Below are 23,693 nucleotides of genomic sequence, written 5' to 3' on the forward strand. Positions count from 1 at the left end.
CATTCGCTGAATGCGAGATTTAATCCTCGCAATAGAATAATTATTCACAAGTGTTGAAAAATGCACTACCGCCTCTTTCTGGTCGTGTCAATAGGCCTGTAGGCGCCGATCCCCGAGGTCGTGCAGGGTTATATTCAGAAATTGGCTTGACTAGAACGCAGTTTATGCAAAAATATGTGATAGTGAATATTTATGCATAAAGGAAGCGTCATGCAGTGGAAGGAACTTGAGCGCATCGCGCGTCAGATACGTCTGCGCGATCTGGAAGCGGTATATGCGGCGGGCGCGGGTCATATTGGCGGGGAGATGTCGGCGATCGATATCCTCACCGCGCTCTATTTTCATGTGTTGAAGATCTATCCGGATAACGCGAAGCATCCTGACCGGGACCGGTTCGTTCTCTCAAAGGGACACACCGCATGCGCCCTCTACATTACCCTGGCGAAGCGCGGTTTCTTCCCCGAGGACGAGATCTCGACCTTCCTGCAGCCGTACTCGCGTCTTAACGGACACCCGAATTGCAACAAGGTTCCCGGTGTCGAGACCAATACCGGTCCGCTTGGACATGGCCTTCCGGTCGCCATCGGTATCGCAAAAGCCGGCAAGCTTACCTCTGCGGGCTACCACACCTACGTCATGACCGGCGATGGCGAGATGCAGGAAGGATCGAACTGGGAAGCGATCATGGCGGCGTCCCAGTTCGGGCTGGATAACCTGACGCTGATCATCGACCACAATCGGTTCCAGCAGGGTGCTGCCCTTGCCGATACCAACAATGTAGCGCCATTGCGGCCGAAGCTCGAAGCATTCGGCTGGGAGGTCAGTGAGATCAATGGCAATGAAATGGCGGAAATCGTTCCGGCACTTCAGCATCGGGGCGCCCGCCCGCATTGCATCGTCGCCCACACCAACAAGGGCCACGGCATTTCGTTCATGCAGGACCGGGTCGACTGGCATCACAAGGTGCCAAACAAGGAACAGTACGAACTCGCAGTCGCAGAACTGTCGGAGGCACTTTAATGGACGCGCCCATCTCAACTACCGCTTTGCACGACTGCCGCGATGCGTTCGCCGCGACCCTGGAAGCGCTGGCATCGGCCGATCAGACGATCGTCGCCGTCTGCAATGACTCGGTCGGCTCCTCGAAGCTTGGCGGCTTCAAGTCGAAGTTTCCGGAGCGCTTGATCAACGTCGGTATCGCCGAGCAGAACATGGTCGGCGTTAGCGCGGGACTTGCCAATGGTGGACGCATCCCCTTCGTCTGCGCCGCATCCTGCTTCCTGACCGGCCGTGCCCTGGAACAGATCAAGGCCGACATTTCCTACTCGAATGCCAACGTCAAGCTGATCGGCATTTCGTCAGGCATGGCTTACGGTGAACTCGGCCCCACGCATCATTCCATCGAGGACTTCGCCTGGACCCGCGTTCTGCCCAATTTGCCCGTTATCGCACCATGCGATCGGATAGAGACGGCCGCAGCGATCGAATGGGCCGCGAGCTATGCCGGCCCCTGCTTCCTTCGTCTGTCGCGTGTCGGCGTGCCGGATCTCCTTCCTGAGGGTCATAAGTTCGTGCCCGGCCGGGCAAACCTCCTTCGGGATGGTGGAGACGTGACGCTGATCGCCAATGGAACGCTGACGCATCGCATGTTGAAAGCGGCGGATATATTGGCAAGGCAGGGTGTCGACGCGCGCGTGCTCAATATGGCAACGGTGCGTCCCATCGATGAAGATGCGATTATCGCCGCCGCAAGGGAAACCGGCGCGATCGTAACCGCTGAAGAGCATTCGATCTACGGTGGTCTCGGCTCAGCCGTCGCCGAGGTCGTGGTCGACAATGCGCCGGTGCCCATGAAGCGTCTGGGTGTCCCGGGCGTCTATGCGCCGACCGGCTCTGCCGAATTTCTGCTGGATGAGTTCGGTATGGCTCCGAATGCTATCGCAGAGGCGACGCTTGCCCTGTTGAAGCGGAAGTGAGCAAGCGCTCCTAGCGGCTTTCGAAGCAGCGTTCATGCGCCGATATTGATGTGGAGAAGACTTTCATGCGCGCCATCCTGGCAATCGATCAGGGTACCACCAACTCCAAGGCCATTTTGGTATCGGAGACAGGCGAGCTGATCTCGCGTGGCGCTGCTCCGGTCGGCATCAGCTATCCTCAATCCGGCTGGGTCGAGCAGGATCCCAACCGGATCTGGCAATCCGTCTGCGAAGCCGTGCGCCTCTGCATCGAGGCGGCACCGCAGGTCACAATCGAAGCTGTGGCCGTTTCCAACCAGCGGGAGTCGGTGACGATCTGGGACGGTGAAACTGGAGAGGCTCTCGGCCCCGTCGTCAGCTGGCAGTGCCGCCGGACGGCGCCGGATTGTGCAAGGTTGATCGAGGGCGGTCATTCGCATCGGGTCGAGCAGATCACCGGTCTTCCCATCGACCCGATGTTTCCGGGCTCGAAGGTGAAGTGGCTGCTTGATCGTGCCCCGGCAGGCCGTTCGATCCGGGTCGGCACCGTGGACAGCTGGCTGATCCACCGCCTGTCCGGTGGCAGGCGGCATGTATGCGATGCTTCCAACGCCGCGCGAAGCCAGCTTTTCGACCTTAAGTCGCAGCAATGGAGCGACGAGCTTTGCGACTTGTTCGGCGTCGCCAAACCGGTATTGCCGGAGGTGCTGGACAGTTCCGGGGATTTCGGAACGACTGCGAATGTGCCTGGCGTGCGCGATGGCACACCAATCCGTGCGGCAATCGGCGACAGCCACGCTGCTCTTTTCGGGCATGGAGCCTACAAAGCCGGCGATGGAAAGGTGACGTTCGGAACCGGATCATCCGTCATGACCACGCTGCCGGGTTTCATCGCCCCGAGCAACGGGATTACCACCACGGTCGCCTGGCGCGTTGCCGGCAAACCGACATTTGCCTTCGAGGGAAACATCCTCGTCTCGGCCGCCAGCCTGCCATGGATGACGGATGTGCTTGGACTGCCGGATGTTGCCGCATTGATCGAGTTGGCGTCAACCGCGGAACCCGGCGGTCCCGGCTTCGTGCCGGCCTTCGTCGGCCTTGGCGCGCCTCATTGGAATTCCGATGCGCGTGCCCTGTTCTCTCAGATCGGCTTCAACACGACACGCGCGCAGATGGCCAGGGCCGTGACGGACTCGATTGCCTTTCAGGTTCATGATGTCTTTGCGGCGATGCAAAGCCAAAATGGTGGGACGATCGGTGCGCTTTATGTCGATGGCGGCCCCAGTAAGAATACGTTTCTGATGCAGTGTGTTGCGGACCTGTTGCAGCATTCGGTCATTCAATGCGAAGCCCCGGAGGCATCAGCCTTGGGAGCGGCCTATCTGGCTGGTCTGTCGCTCGGCATGTGGCCGGATCTGGAGGCTATTGCGCGTCTGCCGCGCAGCAATACGGTCATAAGACCGCAAGCGATTATTTCGTCGGAGAAACTTAATACGTGGAGCGATGCCATTGCCCGCTCGACGTTCGGCCCGCCGCCCGCTAATGGTGAATAAAAATTCACGGCTGGGGAAAATATGGGACGCATCAACGAACTTCGGCTGATTTCCCGCGTAGCGCAGATGTACCATATCGAGCATAAACGTCAGGCGGACATTGCTCAGCATCTGCGACTATCGCAGGCAACTGTCTCGCGCATGCTCAAGCGCGCGGAAGCCGAAGATATCGTTCGAACCACAGTCATCCCGCCTGCCGGCACCTATGCCGACATGGAAGGTGCTCTTCGCGAACGCTTCAATCTTCCCGAAGCCATCGTTGTGGAATGTTCGGAGGACCGCGATGGTGCGATCATGGAGCGGATCGGGGAAGCGGCCGCGCATCTTTTGGAAGTGACGCTGGCGCAGGGCGAAATCATCGGCGTTTCGAGCTGGAGCCAGACCATCTTCAAGATGGTGGAAAACATTCATCCCCAGAAGAGCGCTCAGGCGAAATACATCGTGCAAACGCTGGGTGGCATGGGCGATCCGTCGGTGCAGACCCACGCCACGCAGTTGACGACGAGATTGGCCCGGCTGACGGGTGGAGAGCCGAAGCTTTTGACCGTACAGGGCGTCACAAGCTCTCGGGAAGCGAAGCTTCTGATGATGGCGGATCCGTTCGTTCGCGAGACCATCGACCTTTTTGGCGCAATCAGCCTCGCCATCGTCGGGATCGGCGCCGTCGAGCCGTCCGAGCTGCTGGCGCGCTCCGGAAATATCTTTTCGTCGCGCGAGCTGGCCGACCTGGCCGATGCCGGTGCCGTCGGCGATATTTCGCTCCGGTTCTTCGATCTGAAGGGCAATACGGTAAAAACGCCGCTCGACGAACGCGTCATCGGGATTTCGCTGGAAGAGCTTGAGAAGGTCGATCGTGTCGTCGCGCTCGCAGGCGGAGAAAAGAAGACTGCCGCAATCGCGGGAGCGCTGCGTGTCGGTGTCATCGATACGCTGGTGACGGACAAGTTTACGGCTCAGCGTCTCATCGATTTGGATTAGCGCTGGTCGCTATTATCCTTTGAATTGAGCCACGCTCTCGCATCAGGGCCGTCAAACCCCTCAATCCGACAGCCTTTGTCATCGAGCCCCAATAGGTTCAGACTTGGAAATGGGTGAATGTGGAAACGATACCACATTCGTCTTGACTCGCCATATCCGTCGCTTAGTATCGATGTGGAAACGTTACCATATCGGGAGGAACTTCATGAAATCCGCGCGGCTCAACCGCCTTTTTGGCGTGTCCGGAAATTGCTTCGACGTCGCCATCGATCACGGCATGTTCAATGAGAGAACTTTCCTGTCCGGCATCGAGGACATGAAGACGGCCATCAAGGTGATCGCGGATGCAGCACCGGATGCCATCCAGCTTCCGCCGGGCACGGCGCCTCTGCTGCAGGCCATTCCGGGCAAGCAGCGTCCGGCGCTGGTGCTGCGTACCGACATTGCTAACATCTACGGTAATCCGCTGCCCTCCGCGTTGTTTTCCGAAATGATCGACAGGGCGGTGGAGCAGGGCGTGGCGCTGGACGCCGCCTGCGTCGTCGTCAATCTCCTGATGCTGCCGGACCAGCCCGAAGTCTATCGCGCCTGTGTGCGCAACGTGAGCAGCCTCAAGCGTGAATGTGAGATCTACGGCATGCCGCTGATGGTCGAGCCGCTGGTCATGCAGGACAATTCCAAGGGTGCCTATATGGTCGACGGCGCGATCGACAAGATCCTGCCGCTGGTGCGTCAAGCGGCTGAACTCGGCGCCGACATCATCAAGGCCGACCCGTGCGACAATGTCGAGGAATATCATCGCGTCATCGAGATCGCGCAGGGGCTTCCGGTCCTGGTGCGTGGCGGCGGCCGCGTTTCGGATCAGGAAATCCTCAGCCGCACCAAGCAGTTGATGGAGCAAGGTGCGCGCGGCATCGTCTATGGCCGCAATGTCATCCAGCACAACAATCCTGGCGGTATGACGCGCGCCTTGATGGCGATCGTCCATGAAAACGCTACCGTCGAACAAGCTTCGCGGCATCTCGCCTGACGCACCTTTGGGAGGAGGAGACATGACAAAAGTATTCCGTTTCGGCGTTATCGGCTGCGGCTTGATGGGGCGCGAATTCGCCAGTGCGGCGGCGCGCTGGCTGCATCTGGCCGATGTGAAGGCGCGGCCGGAGATTGTCGCGGTCTGCGACACCAATGCGACGCTGCTCGACTGGTTCAGGGATCATGTGCCGAGCGTGCGGCAGTTTAGCGCCGACTATAAGGAGCTTCTGGCCAATCCGGAGATCGACGCAATCTATTGCGCCGTGCCGCATGTGCTGCACCAGCAGCTCTATATCGACATCCTGAAGGCCGGAAAGCATCTGCTCGGCGAGAAGCCTTTCGGCATGGACGCTGCCCAGAACTGCGAGATCATGACGGTTCTTGCCGGGCATCCCGAGCTTCTGGTCCGGTGCTCGTCGGAAATGCCGTTCTTCCCGGGTGCGCAGAAGGTCATCGCGCTCGCGGAGAGCGGTGAGATGGGGGATATCCTCGAGGTCGAGGCGGGCTTCCTGCATTCCTCGGATATTGACCGGCAAAAGCCGATCAACTGGAAGCGCATGGCCGAGATCAACGGCGACTATGGCTGCATGGGCGATCTCGGCATGCATGTCCTGCATGTACCGTTGCGTCTCGGCTGGCGCCCGACCACGCTGCATGCGCAACTGGTCAAAAAGGTCACCGAGCGTCCCGACGGCAAGGGCGGCATGCTGCCCTGCACCACCTGGGACAATGCCACGATCAGTAGCCGGGTACGCACGGCGGATCAGGATTTTCCCATGGTGCTGAAAACCTGGCGCATCGCGCCCGGCGAATCCAACACCTGGTACATTCGCATCCTTGGCATGAAGAAGAGCGCTTTCTTCAGCACCAAGTCGCCGCGCCAATGGCAGTGGATGGACTATAGCGGCGGAACGCAGGCATGGAGCACCGAGGATCTCGGCTATGGCTCGCTGTTTCCGGCGATCACCGGCAAGATTTTTGAGTTCGGCTTTGCCGATGCCATCCAGCAGATGTGGGCGGCCTTCGTCGACGAACTTGCTGGCGGGAATGCAAATGGTTTCGGCTGCGCGACGCCGGCCGAGGCACAGGCGCATCATGCTGTGCTGACGGCGGCGCTCAAATCCGGTCGCGAGGACGTCGTGGTGCCGGTTGAGTATGACGGAGCAGCGATCCGATGAAGCGCTCCGAGATCAATGCGGCCCTTCGGCAGGCAAGCGAAACCCTTGAACGCTGGCACTGGTCCTTGCCGGACTGGGGATATTGGACGACGGCGGATTTTGCCGCCAATCCACAGGCGGCAAGCTATCTGCGTGCCCATCAGTTGGGCTGGGACGTCACCGATTTCGGCTCGGGCCGGTTTGCCGAATGCGGCCTCGTGCTGTTCTGCCTGCGCAACGGCATCGTCGGGGTCGAGGGCGAGCGTACCTATGCCGAAAAACTGCTTTTCGTCGAGGAAGGTCAGGTCACGCCGACGCATCGCCATGCGGCGAAGATGGAGGACATCATCAACCGTGCCGGCGGTGATCTCATCATCGAATTCTCCGCGACCGACGCGGATGGCAATGTAACGAGGGATGACGTGACCGTTCCGGTCGACGGGCTGCCGTTTAGGCTCGCCGCATGGGAACCGCTGGTTCTGTCCCCCGGTCAGAGCGTGACGATCCATACCGGGCTTTACCATCGCTTCTACGGAAGGAAGGGCGGCGGCCCGGTTCTCGTTGGCGAGGTCAGTCAGGTCAATGACGACAACAACGACAACTTCTTTCTGGAGCCGATCGGGCGCTTTGCCGCCATCGAGGAGGACGAACCGCCTCTCAGACCCCTATGGAACGAGGCAGGTGGCTGATGCGGACCGGGGAGGAGGGTCGCGGCAGCGAAAAGCAGAAGACGGGCGGCATCGTTTGCGCCGGCAATTTCATTGTCGATCGCGTCCATACCCTGTCCTATTGGCCCGAACAGGGTAATCTCGCCCATATCCTGCACCAGGATCTGGGCGTGGGCGGCGGGGCGGCCAATGTCGTCACCGATCTTGCCTCGCTCGGCTTTCCCGGAAAGCTGGCGGCAGCGGGATGCATTGGCGCGGATATTGACGGGGAGATCGTCAAGTCACGCCTGGTCGCTGCTGGTATCGATGTCGACGGGTTGACCGTGCTTGCCGACCGTGCGACGGCGCATACGCATGTCATGAACGTGCCGGGCCAGAACCGCACCTTTTTCTATCATGGCGGCGCCAATGATGCGGTCACGGATGGGCTCGTCTCCCCAGCCACCTTTGCGAATGCCGGCTACAGGCTGTTCTATCTCGGTTATCTGATGCTGTTGCCCAGTCTTGACCGGCTTGATGCAGATGGCCGTTCGGGAGCGTCGCGTCTGCTGGAGGCCGCGCAGGGCGCGGGTTTGACGACCTGCGTGGATTTCGTATCAAGCGAAGACACGGAATTCGCGGCCAAGGTCGGCGCTGCGCTGCCATATTGCGATTTCCTTGTTATCAACGAGATGGAAGCGGGCCGAGCAACGGGTGTTACCGTTCGCGACGCGAAGGGAGACCTGATCGAGGCCGAGCTTCTGACAGCGGGCGAACGCCTGCTTGCAGCGGGCGTCGCCAAAGGGGCGGTCATCCATGCCCCGGAGATCTGCTTCTGGTTTGCGCCCGGCGCGTTGCCCGTCGTCATACGTTCGCGGCCCGTCGATCCGAGCGATATCGTTAGCACGGTCGGTGCCGGCGATGCCTTTTGCGCCGCCGTGCTCTACGGCCTGCATGAGAACTGGCCTATCGAGCATATCTGCGCTGTCGCCCATGGTGCGGCCGCGCGTTGCTTAGGCGGCGCGACGGCCACCGACGGCATCCCCGACATGGTGGTCCTTTTGGAGGATACGAAGGAGACGACTCCGGTATCCGGTTAGCCCGTCGGGGTCCCCTTGGGAGAAGGCAGTTCCGGTCATGATCCAAGCAAGTGGAGGAGTAGACATGAAGCTATACGGAAAGGTGGCATTGGTCACGGGAGGCGCAAGCGGTATCGGCAAGGCAGTCTGCGAGCGCTTCGCGGCCGAAGGCGCCAGGGTTATCGCGGCGGATCTGGATGGCGAACGATGCCGAGGGGTCGCGGAGGCGATCGGCTCCGGTGCCTGGGGTGTGGCGCTCGACGTGACCAGCCAGGACAGCATCGATGCTGCCGTGGACTTCTCGATAAAGGCCGCCGGTCAGATCGATATCCTGGTCAACGCAGCCGGCGTTTATGAGGTGCAATCCATTCTGGAGATATCGCGCGAGCGCACCGCCAAGGTCTTTGCTGTCAATGTCGAAGGCCTGATCTTCATGACGCAGGCGGTTGCCCGGCATATGGTGGAGCGCGGTCAGGGCGGGCGTATCATCAACTTCTCGTCTCAGGCTGGCCGTCGTGGCGAGGGACCGGCCGTGGCCTATTGCGCTTCCAAGGCGGCCGTCATCAGCATCACCCAAAGCTGCGCTCTGGAATTGATCCGGTACGGGATCAACGTGAATGCCATCGCTCCAGGTGTTGTCGACACGCCGATGTGGGATGTCGTCGATGCGAAACTCGGTAGCAGGGAGGGTTTGCAGCCGGGCGACGTGAAGCGCCGTGTGGCCGCCGCTGTTCCAGCCGGACGATTTGGTATGGCCGATGAGCAGGCTGCCATGGCTGCCTTCCTGGCCGGGCCGGATGCGGCATACATCGTCGCGCAGTGCTACAATGTCGATGGCGGCAACGTCATGAGCTGATCATTCTGCAATGCGGGTTCATCAGCGAGGAGGAGGAGAAAAATGAAAGCTGTCCGTTTGGAATCGATCGGGTTCATGACCATGCGCAGCGTCGAGAAACCGGTTGCCGGGCGGGGCGAACTGCTTGTTCGCGTCCTTGCAGCCGGCATCTGCGGTTCCGATCGTCACATGTACAAGGGGGAGTATCCGACTGCGATCCCGGTGACGATGGGTCATGAATTCAGTGGCATCGTGGAAGAGATAGGAGATGACGTCATAGGCTTTGCCGGCGGCGAGCTTGTCACTGTCGATCCCAACATCGCCTGCTGCCGCTGTCATGCCTGCACGCGCGGGCGGCCGAATCTGTGCGAGGGTTTGACTGCAATCGGCGTGACACGGGATGGCGGGTTTGCCGACTATGTGGCGGTGCCGCACCGGCAGGCATTCACACTGCCCGCCGATCTCGATCCCGTGCATGGCGCTTTCTGCGAGCCGCTTGCCTGCTGCCTTCATGCCATCGACAAGGCCGAGATCCGTGCGGGTGACAGTGTCGTGATCCTGGGAGGGGGCGTGATCGGCCTGCTCATGGTGCAATTGGCACGTTTGACCGGGGCGAGCGAGGTGATCCTGATCACGCGGCAGCTCTCAAGACGCCAGACCGCGCTGCATCTTGGAGCGTCGCATGCCTTCGACCCGACAGCTTCGGACGCGGTTGCCGCTGTTCGAGATGTCACCCACGGCGGCGCGGATGTCGTCATAGAGTGCGCCGGCGTTCCCGAAACCATGCAGACTGGCCTGAGGATGGCGCGGCGCGGCGGCATCTTCGTGCTTTTCGGCGTGACGCCCGCGGGTGTCGAGGTGCCCGTCCTGCCGTTCGACCTGCTCGTCAACGAGGTCGACATAAGGCCGGCCTATCTCAATCCGTTCACCCATTCGCGTGCTGCGGCCATGGTCGCGAGCGGGGTGTTGGAGCTGGATATGCTGGTGACCAGGACCATCGGTCTCGAAGACGTCGCCGGCGTGGTGGGCGGCGCGCCATTGCCAGGCGAAATCAAGGTCATCGTCCGACCCTAGAGCATGCCATGGACCCGGCCCGGCTTAGCTGCGGACGGGGCCGGTGGAGTCGCGCTGGATCAGGGTGACCGGCACTTTCACGACGGTGGCCTGGCGTGGCTCATGCCCCATCTGGTGTTCCGCGATCAGCGCCTCCAGCCGCTGTGCCGCCCGCTGCCCGACATCGCGGATCGGCTGCGCGACCGTCGTTAGCCGGGGAAAGACATAAGCTGCCTCGGGCAAGTCGTCGAAACCGATCACCGAATAATCGCCCGGAACGGAAAAACCGCGATCGAGGACGGCATGGATTGCCGCGATCGCTGAGATATCGCTCGTGCCGATGATCGCCGTGATCTCCGGCCGGGCCGCCAGCAGATCCCGCGCCAGCGGGTAGGTTGCGCCAAAGCTATGTTCCTCGGCCATGGTCACGGCGGCGGGCGTGATCCCGTTTCTCGCCATTTCCGCCGTAATGCCCCGGAGGCGAAGCTGGACAGGCTGGCTATGGGCCGGTGCGCCGACGATGGCGATCGACCGGTGGCCGAGACCGATCAGGTGGCGCGCCATCAGCGTCCCGCCTTCCTCGTGATCGGCCATGACCGCTTCGTCGGCGATGCCGTTCAGCTCGCGGTCGATGGCGATAATCGGAATACGAGCGTCTCGCAGCACTTCGAAATGCTCGGCTCTGCCGAAGGCGCTTGCCACGATGACGCCATCGACACGCTGGGCGAGCAGCATCGAAATATAGCGCGCCTCGTGGTCGATGTTTTCCGCCGTGCTGCAGATCAGCGTCTGATAGCCGCGCTGGAACAAATCCTGCTCAATGGCATGGGCCAGGATACCGAAGAAGGGCACGTCAATCGACGGCAGCATCAGTCCGATCATCCGGCTTTGCGCGCCGCGCAGCATGCGCGCGTCCTTGCTGGGCGTGTATTTCAGCGTCCGAATGGCTGCTTCCACCCTGTCCCTGAGATCGGGCGAGGTGTAGCCGCTATTGTTCAGCACGCGCGAGACCGAAGAGACCGATGTTCCTGCAAGTTTGGCGATATGTCTGATGTTGGTCGTCACTTGCTCGCATTTCTCTGTCTGGTGGCCGAATATTCATGAGGCCCGCCGCAGACGTTCACCTTCATGTTGGCACCTTCATGTTGGCAATGTGATACTCGCAGCGAAGATGGCAAGCAATCTCGGCGCCATGCCGACCTTTCCGATAGTGATTGCCTTTGTACGTCGGCCATGACCTATGGCCGATCGCAGCGACGGCGATCGATCAGGCCGTCAACATTGCGGCATTGATGTCACCGTCGGGTTCGACGAGCGAGCGTTGAAATTCGGCACGCAGGAATGTCGCAAGCTGCCTCACGGGCAGGCGAGGCTGCTGCGGTAGAACCATTGCCAGCCGCAAAGTCGGAAGTTCCGGCATGCCATCCTCCGGTCCGAGCTTTCGCCAACTGACCGGGACTGCCGACTCCGGCAATACCGTCAGCAAATCTCCGGAATGAACCGCGAGCTGAATGCCGGCAATGTCGGAGGACGAATAGACGATCCGCCACCGGCGGTCTGCTCGATCCAGCGCCGACAGTACCTGCGGTCGGGCACGGCAGCCTTCCGGAAACAGCGCGAGCTGAATGCAGTTCTCGCGTTCCGGATAACGGTCGGCCGCTGCACACCAGACCTGTTTTTCCAGCCGAATGATCTCCCCCTTCGGCTCCACGGCATTCTGCGTGATGATGGCGATGTCCAGCTCGCGGCTTTCGACCATATATTCAAGACGGTGGGAAAAGTCATATTGAAGGTCGAGACTGACTTTTGGATATTGTGGCACGAAGCGCTGCATCAAAGCGGTGCCGAACAGCGTCAGATAGTCGTCCGGCATGCCGAGCCGAACCCGGCTTTCGTTCCGGCCCTCGAGCAGGGTGGCCAAAGCCTCGTCTTCGATCGCGCGTATCCTGCGCGCATATCCCAACAGCCTCTCCCCGATCGGCGTAAGCGTGACGCGGCGATGGCCGCGGTCGAACAGGCGCAGATCGAGGCGCTCCTCCCACTTGCCGATGGCCATGCTGACGGCCGCCTGCGTGCGGCCCAGTCTCTCGGCCGCCGCCGTGAAGCTTCCGGTTTCGGCCACCGCCACAAAGCTGGCCAGAGCATCGCTATCGAGGTTGCGCATGTGTCATACTCCTGTCGCCAGGCATTCATCCCAGGCCGTAGATCTATTTCCCCATCCTGTTCAAGTAACCATCCGGGGCTAGCGGCAGCAATGCCTGCCGTATGCGGAGAGCCCTGAGCTTTCGGGTATGTATCAGCGGCGCTTATGCGAGAATAACAAATCTGTCATTTTCAACACCGCTCCGCCGATTATCTTGATGCTGCGTCAACACAACAAGAACGTAAAGGGGAATTCATGTTTCGTCGTATGGAACGCAATCGTTTTGTCACAATAATGGCCGGCGGCGTTATTTGCCTGTCGAGCCTCTGGGCCAGTACGGCGGATGCCGAGACTACCTTGAGGCTGGCCCACGCTTCCGCACCCGAAAGTCTCATCAATCAGGCCGTCCAGAAATTCGCGGATGAAGTGAGCGAGATCTCGAAGGGGTCAGTCAAGGTACAGATATTTCCGAATGCACAATTGGGCGATGAAGGCCCGATCGCCGACGGCGTGGGTGCAGGGGCAATCGACATCGGCCTCGGTGGCGCGGTGGATGCCATCGATCCGCGCCTCAACGTGCTGTCGCTGCCGTTCCTCTTCAAAGACGCGGACAATGTGCACAAGTTTCTCGATAGCGACGAAGGTCAGAAGGTCCAGCACCTTGGAGAAGACCGCGGCTATCTGATGCTCGGCGTCCTGGATTCCGGCTTCCGCCAGTTCGCGACGAACAAGGCCATCGAAACGCCTGCCGATCTGGCCGGCGTCAAGATCCGCACACCTCCCAATCCGGTGATCCTTGCAACGATGAAGCAGCTCGGTGCGCTCGCGGAATCGATCCCCTTCGGCCAGGTCTACACCGCCCTGCAGTCGCATGTGGTGGCGGCCGTCGAACCTGAGATGCGCGATTATTACGACTCCAAATGGTACGAAGTGGCCAAGAACCTCTCGATATCGAACTACATCTGGACCGCCAATTGGTGGTATATGAACAAGGACAAGTTCGAGTCCCTGAGCCCTGAGGAGCAGGCAGCAGTCAAGAAGTCGGCGCTCGACACCGTGGTCTGGTATCGGGGCGAATTGTCGAAGACATATGCCGATACCCAGAAGAAGCTCGAGGATAAGGGCGTCAAGGTGACCACCGTCAACACGGCACCGTTCGTCGCGCTGGTTGCGCCGGTATACGCCCAGTTTTCGACAGAGTGGGGCGCCGATCTGGTTTCCGCCGTGAAACAAGCCGCCGCTTCCAACTGAGGTAATCCCAATGAATCAAGGTCTTGTGAACCCCTCGCCCGATGGGCGAGGGTGGCTGACGCGCATTTTTGAATTCGTCGGGGTGATTGCCTTCGTCGTCATGTTCGGCTCGACGCTTCTGGGTGTTATCGCGCGCTATTTCGAATTCGGCGGGGTCGAGTGGTCCTTCGAGGTCGCCGGCATCGCCTTCATCTGGATAACCTTCATCGGCGTCATCAATGCGGAGATACGCGGCGAGAATGTCGCGTTCGAGGCTTTGAAGCATAGCGCGCCGCCGCGGCTCCGGGCCGTATTCGAGACCATCTCCACCCTGGTTCTGCTCGCGATGGGAGTTGCCTTCCTCATCAGCGGCTGGGCCGTGTGGCAGCGGTCCTGGATGGTCCCGACCTCGGTGCTGCGTCTTCCAACCGGCGTGATAACCGCGACGGTTCTGATCCTCGGACTGTCTGCGGTCTGCATCGCGATTTCGCGTCTTCCAAAGGTCATCCAGCCGCTTGTCTCCAAACATGAAAAGGAGCGGGCGCTATGACCATCGCGGTTCTCATTCTCAGCTTTTCGTTTCTTCTCCTCATTGGCGTGCCGATCGCCTGGTGCATGGGTGTCGCCAGCCTTCTGACGATCTATGTGGGTCATCTCGGTCTGCCCTTCGCCTGGTTTGCGCAGCAAACCGTCCGTGGCGCGGATGCCATCACGCTGGCGGCCATTCCGCTATTCCTGTTTGCCGGCGAACTGATGAACCGTGGCGGCCTGACTGCCCGCATCATGCGGGTCGCCGAACACGTCTTCGGTCGCATCACCGGCGGTCTCGGATTGGTCAATGTCGCCACGGCCCTGGTTTACGGCGGGATCAGCGGATCCGCCACCGCCGATACCGGCGCGGTCGGATCGATCATGATCCCGGCAATGGCGGAGCGCGGCTATCCCAAGGCCTTTGCGGCAGCGGTCACAGCTGCGTCGGGAACGCTCGGCATCATCGGGCCGCAGAGCGTCATCCTGATCCTCTATGGTGTGCTGACAGGAACGTCGATCGGCGGCCTGCTCGTCGCCGCCTTGATCCCTGGCCTCTTCATTGCGGCCACCTTCATGATCACCTCCTATGTCGTGGCACGGCGACACAACTTCCCGCGCAATGAGACGCCCGCCAGCTGGAGCGAAATCGGAAAGGATGCTCTGGGAGCCCTGCCCGCGCTCCTGATGCCGGCGCTGGTTCTCGGATCGATCATCGGCGGCATCGCCACGGCAACGGAAGCATCGGCGCTTGCCGTCGTCTATTCCTTCCTTGTCGGCATTCTGGTCTATCGCGAGCTGCCGTTGCGTTCGCTTTATTCAGCCGCATCCGCGGCGGTGGCGACAACGGGTGTGATCATGATGATCATGGCGCTTGCAACGCCGTTCGGATGGATCCTGACCGTCGAACAGGTTCCGGCAAATGCCGCCGCCTGGATCACGGGCCTGCACACGACACCGCTCGTCACCATCATTCTGGTTCTGGTTCTGTTGAAGGTGGTCGGTTTCTGGCTGGATTTGGGACCTGCCCTCATCATCCTCGCCCCGATCCTCGTTCCGATCGCACTCGCCGCCGGGCTTACGCCCTATCAGACCGGGATCGTGTTCACGATGACCTTGGGTATCGGGCTGTTCACGCCGCCGATCGGCACCAACATCTTCGTGGTCTGCAATGTTGCAAAGATCGACATGTGGTCCGTCTCGGTGTGGCTCGTTCCCTACTGGATCGCCAGCGTCGTCTGCGTCGCAGCCCTCGTTGCCTTCCCGTCACTGACCGAGTGGCTTCCCCATCTGTTTGGAGTTTAAATAATGCAACACCTGGTTTGCGGGATATCCAGCGGCGGCAGAGCCGTGCCCGATCTCGACGGCAGGCGGTTTCTCGTTGCCAACGCCCAAGGCCCCTATGTATGGGATGATCTTGGCAGAAGATATGTCGATACGGCACTCGGTTTCGGGGCCACGTTCCTTGGGCACACCGATCCGGTCGTGACGGACGCCATTCGCAAAGCAGTGGAAAAAGGCTCGATGCCGGCCTATGCCCATGCGCTTGAGGAAGAGGCTGCCGCCAGCCTCGCCTCGCATACACAGGACCTCACCAAGGTGGTGTTCCTGAATTCCGGCAGCGAGGCCGTGCACTTGGCATGCCGCACGGCGCGGGCGCTGACCGGTCGCCACAAGATCGTCAAGATGGCGGCCGGCTATGATGGCTGGTTCGATGATGTGGCGTTCGGCAATGCAGGTTCGCCCGAAGCGAAGATGGCGATGAACAATCGGCCGTCGAAGGGCGACACCCTGCTCCTGCGCTTCAACGATCGTCAGGATGCTGAGCTGCTGTTCCAGGAGTGCGACGACATTGCCGCGATCGTGCTTGAGCCGATGATGGCGAATGCGGGATGCATTCTGGCGGACCCCGACTATCTGCAATTCGTCTCGTCGCTTGCCCGGCGTCACGGCGCGCTGGTGATCATGGACGAGGTTCTGATGGGGTTCCGCCGCCATGCGGGCCTGGCCAGCCATCTGATGGGCGTTAACCCGGACCTTGCGACCGTCGGCAAGGCGATCGGCAACGGGGTTGCGGTCGCCGCGCTGCTGGGCACACCGGAGCTTATGTCGGCATTTGAGGATCAACGGGTCAACCGGGCGGGCACGTATAACGGCAATCCGGTTGCCTGCGCCGCGGTCAAGGCGGCAATGAGCGTCCTTGACGAGGTCGATTACCCGGCTCTCGACATGGCCGGCGACCGGCTGAGGCGGCACGCGGTCGAAGCCTTCGCGCGGGTGGGTATGGACGTCTGCACGAGCGGCTACGGCACCGTATTCACCATTTGGCGCGGCAAAGACGCTCCATCGAACTATCACGAGGCGGTTCAAAGAGCCGACGCCGACTTCACCGCCAAGCTTCACATGGAGCTAAGGCGCAACGGCGTCATGTCGATGTACAGCACCTATGGCCGTCACTATCTGTCTTCAAGGCATGACGAGCACGCGCTTCAACAATGGGCTGATGCACTGGAGCACGCCGCACAGTCTTTTGTGGACTGATATCCGTGCGGCTCGTGAATGCGCAGACGCGGAGCCGGCAAGGTGCCATGATCGGAACACGGAAGACGAAAGGATAAAGATTTGAACACGATATTCCTTCTCAATGGACCGAACCTCAATCTCCTCGGTAAGCGCCAGCCAGAGATTTACGGATCAGAAACGCTTGAAGATATGGGCGTGCGCTGCCGCAAAATCTGCGATGATCTGGGACTGCAGCTGCGCTTTCACCAAAGCAATCGCGAATACGAGATCATCGACTGGATCCATGAGGCGCGCGAGACCGCTTTCGGCATCATCATCAACCCCGGCGCCTTTACCCACACATCCGTCGCCATCCTGGATGCGTTGAATGCCTTCGACGGCAAGGTGATCGAGGTTCACATCTCGAACATCCACAAGCGCGAGGAGTTCCGCCATCACTCCTACGTCTCCTTGCGCGCGGATGGGGTGATCGCCGGATTCGGCACCGAAGGCTATGATCTTGCGATCAAGCGCATGTCGAGCCTGGGTGCATGAGGGCCGCAACCTTGTCCATCTGCCGGATGGTCAGACGAGCATGCCATACGGCTCGTCAATTGCCGGCACTTGCTCGACGCGGTGACGGGTTCTAGCCTTCGAAGCCGAACCTCTCTGTATCGAAGTCATCCTCGGCGATCTCGGAAGCATCGCTCCAGGCACCGGCTGCATTGTGCTCCAGAGGGAGCGCGGCCCCGACCATGCTCGGCAGCGTCATTTCCATCGTGGTGCCCGGAGGCTGCAAGGCCCATGCGACGAGGGCGCTGGTGGACATGGTGCCGACTCCGGCGGATACTTCGCGGGAAGCGGGAGCTTGCAGGATTGCCATGGGCTGCAGCGTGGCTGTGTCGCTGTTCATGGAAGCCCTTAGCTGGTCCGAAAGCTGCAATTTTCCAGCGAGGTTTCGGCCCACCACCAGGCTTGCGAAAGCCATGGGACTGGGTTTGGTGGTCGGGGTCGCGCCGGTTCCGTCGCTGACAACTGGCCGCAGTGTCGGCAACGGTACAACATAGGATGCAAGGTCGGTGAAGCGTGGAGTTTCCTTGCTCGCGTTTACCTGTTTGTTGAGTTGAAGCTCCAGCCCGCTATTGACCCGCTTTTGAGGTATCGGCAGCATGCTGGTCACGAGGCTTGCGCTCGTCGTGGCCCCGGCGGTGTCTTCCTCAGCCGCAATGCTGGCAATTTCGCTGCGGGCCGGGCGGATGCGCTTCTTGGCGTCCGCGACTGCCAGTTCGTAACGCGGCAGCGGTGAGCCGTCCGCGGGCAAATGCTGGGTTCGCCCATCTGGGAAAAGCCGCACCAGTTCCTGGCGCGACATTCTCGGCCATGCACGGACATTGCCGACATCCAGATGCACAAACGGCGATCCGGAGTTCGGGTAGAAGCCGACGCCGCCAACCTGCATCTGCATGGCGACCGCGCGCAGGGTCGCAAGCTTCACGCCCGGTATGTAGAAGTCCATCGCCTTGCCGAGCGTATGCTGGCTGTGCTTTGCGACACCGGAGCTGCGGGACCGGCCCCGCAACATATTGTTGGTGGATGGCGAGCGATAGGCCGAGACCACATGAATGGCTTCCCTCGCGCCGCTGCGGCGGTAGACCTCCCAGACGAGGTCAAGCAGTTCCGGATCGATCCTGGTCGGCTCGTTCTTTCGCCAGTCACGCAGGAAGCGATTGATCTGCGCCAGGCCCTTCGGATCGAATTTGCCGTCGCGCTTGAAGACGATGGTCGCCTTTTCGCCCGTGTGGGTGAAGAAGAGCTTGAGTGCCCGGTCCTCGGCCGCAGCTGCTGTTGATCCCGCAAAGGCGGCAAGAACCAGCATTGCGATCAGCGCTACACGATGAGCGACGAATGACAAAATCATGGCCGACATTGCCGCTGGAATGGAGAGAAACGCTTGGTGCACGGACACGACTTTCGTCTTTGGTAAAAGACAGGGAACACTGGTGGCGCCGCATCTGCGACGTCGCTTCACCTCCAATTATGGTCAACAGATCCCTAACAGACGGTTTACGGGCGGAATCGCCAAGTGAAGCGCCTCGGACAGCTACCGCCGTTGACGGCCCGATGCGCGCCGCAAGCACCTTGAAGTTGCATGAACTCTGCCGGATGTTCTGTGCCTAGTTGAAGGTCGCGTGAAGTCTGAACTGAAATCCGGATTTGTGGATCTGCGGTTCGTTTTTTCTCGAAGCGATGGGTTGGGATCTCTAGCGCTCAATCCAAGGCGGGCAAGTCATTCAAGCTTAAATAGGCCGAGCTAATAAGTATTGTTTCGTCAAATGGGTGGAAGTTGACCTGTTTTGAAGCAATAAATGAGAAGTTCTTCATGAGTTACGGTTGATATAGCGGATTTTGTTTTAAAACTTAATGAATCTCTAATTTACATCAAATATCGCAAAGTAAATATTAACCAAAATCGCCTTATAAATCTTCAGCTCGATAACCGTCTTGCGGAGGGGTAATAGTGAGAAAGACCATACTGGCTGCTTTTGTGATGGCGATATCCGCCTCGACTGCAAGTGCACAGACGATCGGCGTATCGATGTCCGGTCTGGATAAATTCAGAACAGCATTGCTCAACGGAGTCCTTTCGCAGGGAAAGACGATTTCCGGGCTGAAACTTGTCGTACAGAACGCCGAAGGCGACAAGGAGGTTCAGAAGGCACAAGTTCAGCAGTTCATAGCCGATAAAGTCGATGCCATTATCCTGGCTGTCTCCGATGGCGATCTCGGCCCGCAGATGACCAAGCTTGCCGCCGATGCCCATATTCCACTGGTCTATATCAATAACGTCCCCTCGAACCTGGCGGATCTGCCGGAAAACCAGGTCGTGGTCGCGTCCGATGAAGCGGAATCGGGAACGATGCAGACGAAGGAAGTCTGCTCTCTCCTGAAGGGCAAGGGGCGCCTCGTGGTGCTGATGGGCGAACCCTTCCATGCGGCTGCCCGCGCCCGCACGCAGGACATCGACAATGTCATCGCCACGCCTGAATGCAAGGGTCTCCAGATCGTGGAACGCCAGGCTGCCTATTGGTCGAGCGATTATGCCGATCAGCAGATGCAGGAATGGCTGTCGGCAGGGGTGAAGTTCGACGCGGTCATTGCCAATAACGACGAGATGGCGGTCGGTGCGATCCGCGCCATGAAGAGGAACGGCATGTCGATGAAGGACGTCGTCGTTGCAGGCGTCGATGCCACCGACGATGCCCTGGCAGCGATGCAGGCCGGCGATCTCGATGTCACCATTCTACAGAGCGCCGTCGGGCAGGGCGCGACATCGGTCGATGCCGCAATCAAGCTCATCAACGGGCAGAAGGTGCCGCGAGAAAACAACGTGCCCTTCGAGCTCGTGACGCCACAAAATATCGCCCAATATCTGCCGAAGACCCAGTGAGCACAAGGGGATCATCATGTTGCGCTTTTGGAATAAACTAGGCATCCGCGCGCAGATTACGGCGGGCTTTCTGCCGTTGATCCTGCTTATGAGCTTGCTCTCGGTCAATGCGATTTCCGGTATGGAGGGACTTTCGTCCATCTTCTCCTCCTACCGCAGCACCGCCGGCCAGAGCCTCGCCATTTCCGGCTACAGCGACCAGCTGAACGAGATTCAGATGTCGGTGGAAGCTTTCCGGTCCAGCCCGACCCAGGAGGTCGTGAACCGTTTTCGCGCCGGCGTGAAGGCGTTTGACGCCGACGACCAGCGTTTTGCGGGCGACAGTACTCTGCAGACTGGAATGGCAGCCATCCGTCAGGACATTGCCACCTACGGCAAGGCTTTCGAGCAGATCGTATCCCTGCATGCAAGGCGCGATGCCTTGATCTCCAAGGTCACCGAGTTCGGCCCCTGGACCAGCATTGCGCTCAACGACGTTATGCGCAGCGCCTGGCGACAGAACGATGTGACGCTGCTGCACATGACCGGCGCGACGCTCGAGGCATTGAACCGCAGCCTCTATTTCTCTGAGCGCTTCATCCATGCGGGCGATCTGGCATCCTACGACACCGCTCAGTCGGCGCTCAACGACGCCATGGCTTTGAACGATGCGGCAGCCAAGGCGGCAAAGGGTGACCTGCAACGCAAGCGTATTCTGGGCGCTGGTCAGCTGATGCAGAACTATACAAGCCGTCTGGGTGACGTAAGGGACGTATTGCTGGCGACCAACAAGATCCGCGAAAGTGAACTGAATGTCCTGGCACCGAAAATCGCCACCGGCTTCAAGGATCTGCAGGCCACCGTTATGGATGCGCAGAAGGCGCTCGATGGCTCAGTCGATACGACGGTCGCCTCTGCGGCCCGCTCGACGCTCGTAATCAGCGGTCTTCTGATCGTAATTGGTCTCGTGCTTGCCTATTTTGTCGGCCAGCTGATTTCATCGGCTGTGCGCAAGATGGCACGGACGATGGAGCGGCTTGCGCATGGCGACGACACGATGGTGGTGGACGGCACCGAACATCGCCACGAGCTCGGCGCGATGGCACGCTCGCTGAAGGTCTTCCAGGAAACGGGACGCGGCAAGGTCATGGCGGAAGCCAATGCCGAACGTGCCCGCCTTGCGGCCGAAGAGGAGCGTCTGCGTCAGGAAGCCGAGCGGCTTGCCGATGCCCAGGTGATGGAACATGCCTTCCAGCAGATTTCCCTGGGTCTCGATGCGCTCTCGAAGGGCGACCTTACCGTCCGTGTCGGCGAGGTTGACGGTCGTTATGTCCGCATCCGGGATCATTTCAATAACTCGGTCTCCAGTCTGGAAGAGGCTCTCGATTCCGTCATCCGCGCGGTCGGCACGATCAGGTCCGGCCTTACGGAGATATCAACGGCTTCGAACGATCTCGCTCGCCGCACGGAACAGCAGGCCGCTTCGCTTGAGGAGACCGTGGCTGCGCTGGGCGATGTAACGCGGGGCGTCAATGGCACGGCGGAAGGCGCAAGTCATGCTCAGGGCGCGGTCGCCACTGCGCGCGCCAATGCCGAGAACGGCGGGGCGATCGTTGCTCGCGCCATCGCGGCCATGACCGAGATCCAAAGCTCATCGTCGAAGATCGGCAATATTATCGGCGTCATCGACGAAATCGCCTTCCAGACCAACCTTCTCGCCCTGAATGCGGGCGTGGAAGCGGCGCGTGCGGGCGAAGCGGGGAAAGGCTTTGCCGTCGTCGCCCAGGAAGTGCGCGAGCTTGCACAACGGTCAGCCAGCGCCGCCAGGGAGATCAAGGCACTGATCTCTACGTCTTCCGCCCAGGTTAAGGCAGGCGTGGAACTCGTCGGTGAATCCGGCACGTCGCTCGCGCAGATCGTCGAGCAGGTTAGCGCGATGAGCGCCACGGTCGCAGAGATCGCGGTGGCTGCGCGTGAACAGGCTGCCAGCCTGAGAGAGGTCTCGGCGGCCGGGGATCAGATGGACAAGGTCACTCAACAGAACGCAGCGATGGTGGAAGAGACCACGGCGGCGGCCCAGAGCCTGACCCAGGAGACCGAAAACCTCGCCGATCTGGTGCACCGGTTCAGGACACGCAGCGCGGCGACATCAGGACAACGTCAGTACGCCATGGCATCTTAGTGCCGGCGCCAGAAGCATGCTGAAGAACGGGCCGGGTTGCCGACTGCGCAACCCGGCCCGTTCGTCTTGTGCCTATTGGACACGATCGCGGATCGTGGGAGTGCACCAGTCGCAAGTGGCTACTTGGTGTTCTTCGCCTGCTGCCATTCGCCCTCGGCATCCATTTCGACGCGCTTGTTGCCGCGGTAGAAGATCGGCTTTCCTGTGTTCTTGTCCATGGAAAACCGGCTGGGCGAAAATTTCGCCTTCTCACGTCCCTGCAAAGCGAGCGCAAGCGCTTCCTTGAACTTCCCATTTTTGCAAAGAGCGATGAAATCTTCTTCGTTCATTGAACATACCTGATTGACGCTAGGCTGGTTTCTTTAACCAGAAAACCGCTCAGAGTCTTCGACAACCATCGACCCAGGAACAGTTTTTCGCCTTGCATCCTCGATACCCCATCTTCGCGGAGCGGCCAAGGGTTGGCAGATCCGTGGTTCAGGAGGCCTTTGCTTCGAAAGCGGGTGGGAAGTCACCCAGCGATTTCGCCTTGAGGATCAGAGCCTCGATATCCTGCTCGACGATCGCTTCAAGGTCAGCGAAGCTGTCGATGACATAGTAGATCGGCTGGACGATATCGATCCGGTAGGGCGTTCTGAGGACATCCAGCAGATCGAAGGGCCGGAACTCGCAGGCCTTGCCCTCCATGGCGGCCTTCGCTTCGCTTGGAGATGAGACGATACCCGCGCCGAAGCAGCGGCGGCCCTCCGGCGTATTGATCAGACCGAATTCGACGGTGAACCAGAAGATACGGAACAGATGCCAGGAATAGCCCTTGCCGAGGCGGACGGCGGTTTCGCCGAAATGTCGCACGAAATTGGCATAGCTCTGGTTGGTCAGCAGCGGGCAGTGGCCGAAGACCTCATGGAACAGGTCTGGTTCCTCGATATAGTCGATATGCTCGCGGCGGCGCAGGAAGGTTGCGAGCGGAAACTTGCCCTGTGACAGGAGTTCGTAGAAGCGCGAAGGCGGAATGAGCGCCGGTACGCCTTCGACGCCGAAGCCGGTGGTCTCGTTCAGGCGCCGGTTGACGTCGAGAAGCTGGGGGACCTTGTCCGCCTTAAGCCCCAGGGTTTTGACACCGTCCAGATATTCGCGGCAGGCCATGTTGGTCAGCAGTTTCAACTGGCGTTCGTAGAGTTCGCCCCAGATCGCATCCTCTTCGGCGGTGTAAGCATATAGACCATCCGGGCCAGGCAATTTGGCGGTGTAGCTGCTTTCCTTGACCATAGCTCGATCCTCCCAGATGCTGCGATATTCTTGTAATTATGCTCCGGATTTGGAGGATTTTCTTTTCTTTCGTGCTGGATATTGCCATGTTGATGGCAAATATTCTCGGATCTGGTATGGGAA

The 23,693-nt window shown here is 60.0% G+C and carries 22 protein-coding genes; 17 read left to right on the forward strand and 5 right to left on the reverse strand.

Annotation, left to right across the window (positions count from 1 at the left end; translation table 11 throughout):
• Nucleotides 1-210 precede the first annotated feature (210 nt).
• The 10 genes from PMI03_RS25465 to PMI03_RS25510 all read left to right on the forward strand — a co-directional run bounded on the left by PMI03_RS25465 (nucleotide 211) and on the right by PMI03_RS25510 (nucleotide 10,310).
• A complete protein-coding gene (locus tag PMI03_RS25465) occupies nucleotides 211-1,020 on the forward strand; it encodes a transketolase (RefSeq protein WP_007700414.1) in 810 nt (269 codons plus the stop codon).
• A complete protein-coding gene (locus tag PMI03_RS25470) occupies nucleotides 1,020-1,976 on the forward strand; it encodes a transketolase family protein (RefSeq protein WP_007700417.1) in 957 nt (318 codons plus the stop codon). Before PMI03_RS25465 ends, PMI03_RS25470 begins: the two co-directional genes overlap by 1 nt.
• 65 nt (nucleotides 1,977-2,041) lie before the next feature.
• Nucleotides 2,042-3,508 (forward strand): FGGY family carbohydrate kinase, encoded by a 1,467-nt coding sequence (locus PMI03_RS25475; protein ID WP_007700419.1) that lies wholly within the window; start codon nucleotides 2,042-2,044, stop codon nucleotides 3,506-3,508.
• 21 nt (nucleotides 3,509-3,529) lie between these two features.
• Entirely contained in the window at nucleotides 3,530-4,486 is a 957-nt protein-coding gene (locus tag PMI03_RS25480) for a sugar-binding transcriptional regulator (protein ID WP_007700422.1), read from the forward strand.
• 205 nt (nucleotides 4,487-4,691) lie between these two features.
• Nucleotides 4,692-5,516, forward strand: coding sequence for a class I fructose-bisphosphate aldolase (locus PMI03_RS25485; protein WP_007700425.1), 825 nt, complete (start codon nucleotides 4,692-4,694; stop codon nucleotides 5,514-5,516).
• A gap of 22 nt (nucleotides 5,517-5,538) precedes the next feature.
• Nucleotides 5,539-6,696: a Gfo/Idh/MocA family protein gene (locus PMI03_RS25490; protein WP_007700427.1), complete on the forward strand. Its 1,158-nt coding sequence runs from the start codon at nucleotides 5,539-5,541 to the stop codon at nucleotides 6,694-6,696.
• Nucleotides 6,693-7,364: a D-lyxose/D-mannose family sugar isomerase gene (locus tag PMI03_RS25495; protein ID WP_007700430.1), complete on the forward strand. Its 672-nt coding sequence runs from the start codon at nucleotides 6,693-6,695 to the stop codon at nucleotides 7,362-7,364. Before PMI03_RS25490 ends, PMI03_RS25495 begins: the two co-directional genes overlap by 4 nt.
• The gene (locus tag PMI03_RS25500) at nucleotides 7,364-8,422 is read left to right on the forward strand and encodes a carbohydrate kinase family protein (RefSeq protein WP_007700433.1); all 1,059 of its coding nucleotides are present in this window, start codon (nucleotides 7,364-7,366) and stop codon (nucleotides 8,420-8,422) included. The genes PMI03_RS25495 and PMI03_RS25500 overlap by 1 nt, the downstream gene beginning before the upstream one ends.
• Nucleotides 8,423-8,486: 64 nt before the next feature.
• Nucleotides 8,487-9,257 (forward strand): L-iditol 2-dehydrogenase, encoded by a 771-nt coding sequence (locus PMI03_RS25505; RefSeq protein ID WP_007700435.1) that lies wholly within the window; start codon nucleotides 8,487-8,489, stop codon nucleotides 9,255-9,257.
• A 42-nt stretch (nucleotides 9,258-9,299) separates the two neighbouring features.
• A complete protein-coding gene (locus PMI03_RS25510; RefSeq protein ID WP_007700438.1) occupies nucleotides 9,300-10,310 on the forward strand; it encodes a zinc-dependent alcohol dehydrogenase family protein in 1,011 nt (336 codons plus the stop codon).
• Between the two features lie 24 nt (nucleotides 10,311-10,334).
• Here the strand turns inward: PMI03_RS25510 and PMI03_RS25515 are convergent, their stop codons facing one another.
• Nucleotides 10,335-11,354 carry a LacI family DNA-binding transcriptional regulator gene (locus PMI03_RS25515; RefSeq protein ID WP_007700453.1) on the reverse strand — a complete coding sequence of 340 codons (1,020 nt, stop codon included), beginning with the start codon at nucleotides 11,352-11,354 and terminating at the stop codon, nucleotides 10,335-10,337.
• 202 nt (nucleotides 11,355-11,556) lie between these two features.
• On the reverse strand, nucleotides 11,557-12,453 hold the full coding sequence (locus tag PMI03_RS25520) for a LysR family transcriptional regulator (protein ID WP_007700455.1): 897 nt from the start codon (nucleotides 12,451-12,453) through the stop codon (nucleotides 11,557-11,559).
• A 234-nt stretch (nucleotides 12,454-12,687) separates the two neighbouring features.
• On the opposite strand from PMI03_RS25520, the gene PMI03_RS25525 reads away from it, so the two are divergent.
• The 5 genes from PMI03_RS25525 (at nucleotide 12,688) to aroQ (ending at nucleotide 17,247) form a co-directional block, all read left to right on the forward strand.
• The gene (locus PMI03_RS25525; RefSeq protein ID WP_007700466.1) at nucleotides 12,688-13,683 is read left to right on the forward strand and encodes a TRAP transporter substrate-binding protein; all 996 of its coding nucleotides are present in this window, start codon (nucleotides 12,688-12,690) and stop codon (nucleotides 13,681-13,683) included.
• A gap of 10 nt (nucleotides 13,684-13,693) precedes the next feature.
• On the forward strand, nucleotides 13,694-14,212 hold the full coding sequence (locus tag PMI03_RS25530) for a TRAP transporter small permease (RefSeq protein ID WP_007700469.1): 519 nt from the start codon (nucleotides 13,694-13,696) through the stop codon (nucleotides 14,210-14,212).
• On the forward strand, nucleotides 14,209-15,495 hold the full coding sequence (locus tag PMI03_RS25535) for a TRAP transporter large permease (protein ID WP_007700472.1): 1,287 nt from the start codon (nucleotides 14,209-14,211) through the stop codon (nucleotides 15,493-15,495). The genes PMI03_RS25530 and PMI03_RS25535 overlap by 4 nt, the downstream gene beginning before the upstream one ends.
• A 3-nt stretch (nucleotides 15,496-15,498) precedes the next feature.
• The gene (locus PMI03_RS25540) at nucleotides 15,499-16,731 is read left to right on the forward strand and encodes an aminotransferase class III-fold pyridoxal phosphate-dependent enzyme (protein ID WP_007700475.1); all 1,233 of its coding nucleotides are present in this window, start codon (nucleotides 15,499-15,501) and stop codon (nucleotides 16,729-16,731) included.
• A gap of 81 nt (nucleotides 16,732-16,812) precedes the next feature.
• Entirely contained in the window at nucleotides 16,813-17,247 is a 435-nt protein-coding gene (gene aroQ / locus PMI03_RS25545; protein ID WP_007700478.1) for a type II 3-dehydroquinate dehydratase, read from the forward strand.
• A 91-nt stretch (nucleotides 17,248-17,338) separates the two neighbouring features.
• Here the strand turns inward: aroQ and PMI03_RS25550 are convergent, their stop codons facing one another.
• Nucleotides 17,339-18,610, reverse strand: a complete 1,272-nt coding sequence (locus PMI03_RS25550) for a DUF882 domain-containing protein (protein ID WP_007700481.1) — start codon at nucleotides 18,608-18,610, stop codon at nucleotides 17,339-17,341.
• A 630-nt stretch (nucleotides 18,611-19,240) separates the two neighbouring features.
• On the opposite strand from PMI03_RS25550, the gene PMI03_RS25555 reads away from it, so the two are divergent.
• Both PMI03_RS25555 and PMI03_RS25560 read left to right on the forward strand, forming a co-directional pair.
• Nucleotides 19,241-20,140 carry a substrate-binding domain-containing protein gene (locus tag PMI03_RS25555; RefSeq protein WP_153510502.1) on the forward strand — a complete coding sequence of 300 codons (900 nt, stop codon included), beginning with the start codon at nucleotides 19,241-19,243 and terminating at the stop codon, nucleotides 20,138-20,140.
• Between the two features lie 16 nt (nucleotides 20,141-20,156).
• Nucleotides 20,157-22,301 (forward strand): methyl-accepting chemotaxis protein, encoded by a 2,145-nt coding sequence (locus PMI03_RS25560; protein WP_007700487.1) that lies wholly within the window; start codon nucleotides 20,157-20,159, stop codon nucleotides 22,299-22,301.
• 119 nt (nucleotides 22,302-22,420) lie between these two features.
• Here the strand turns inward: PMI03_RS25560 and PMI03_RS25565 are convergent, their stop codons facing one another.
• Nucleotides 22,421-22,630, reverse strand: a complete 210-nt coding sequence (locus PMI03_RS25565; RefSeq protein ID WP_007700490.1) for a hypothetical protein — start codon at nucleotides 22,628-22,630, stop codon at nucleotides 22,421-22,423.
• A gap of 148 nt (nucleotides 22,631-22,778) precedes the next feature.
• Nucleotides 22,779-23,570 (reverse strand): phenylalanine 4-monooxygenase, encoded by a 792-nt coding sequence (locus PMI03_RS25570; RefSeq protein WP_007700492.1) that lies wholly within the window; start codon nucleotides 23,568-23,570, stop codon nucleotides 22,779-22,781.
• Between the last annotated feature and the right edge of the window lie 123 nt (nucleotides 23,571-23,693).

The sequence above is a fragment of the Rhizobium sp. AP16 genome (genome assembly GCF_000281735.1).
GTDB lineage: Bacteria > Pseudomonadota > Alphaproteobacteria > Rhizobiales > Rhizobiaceae > Rhizobium > Rhizobium rhizogenes.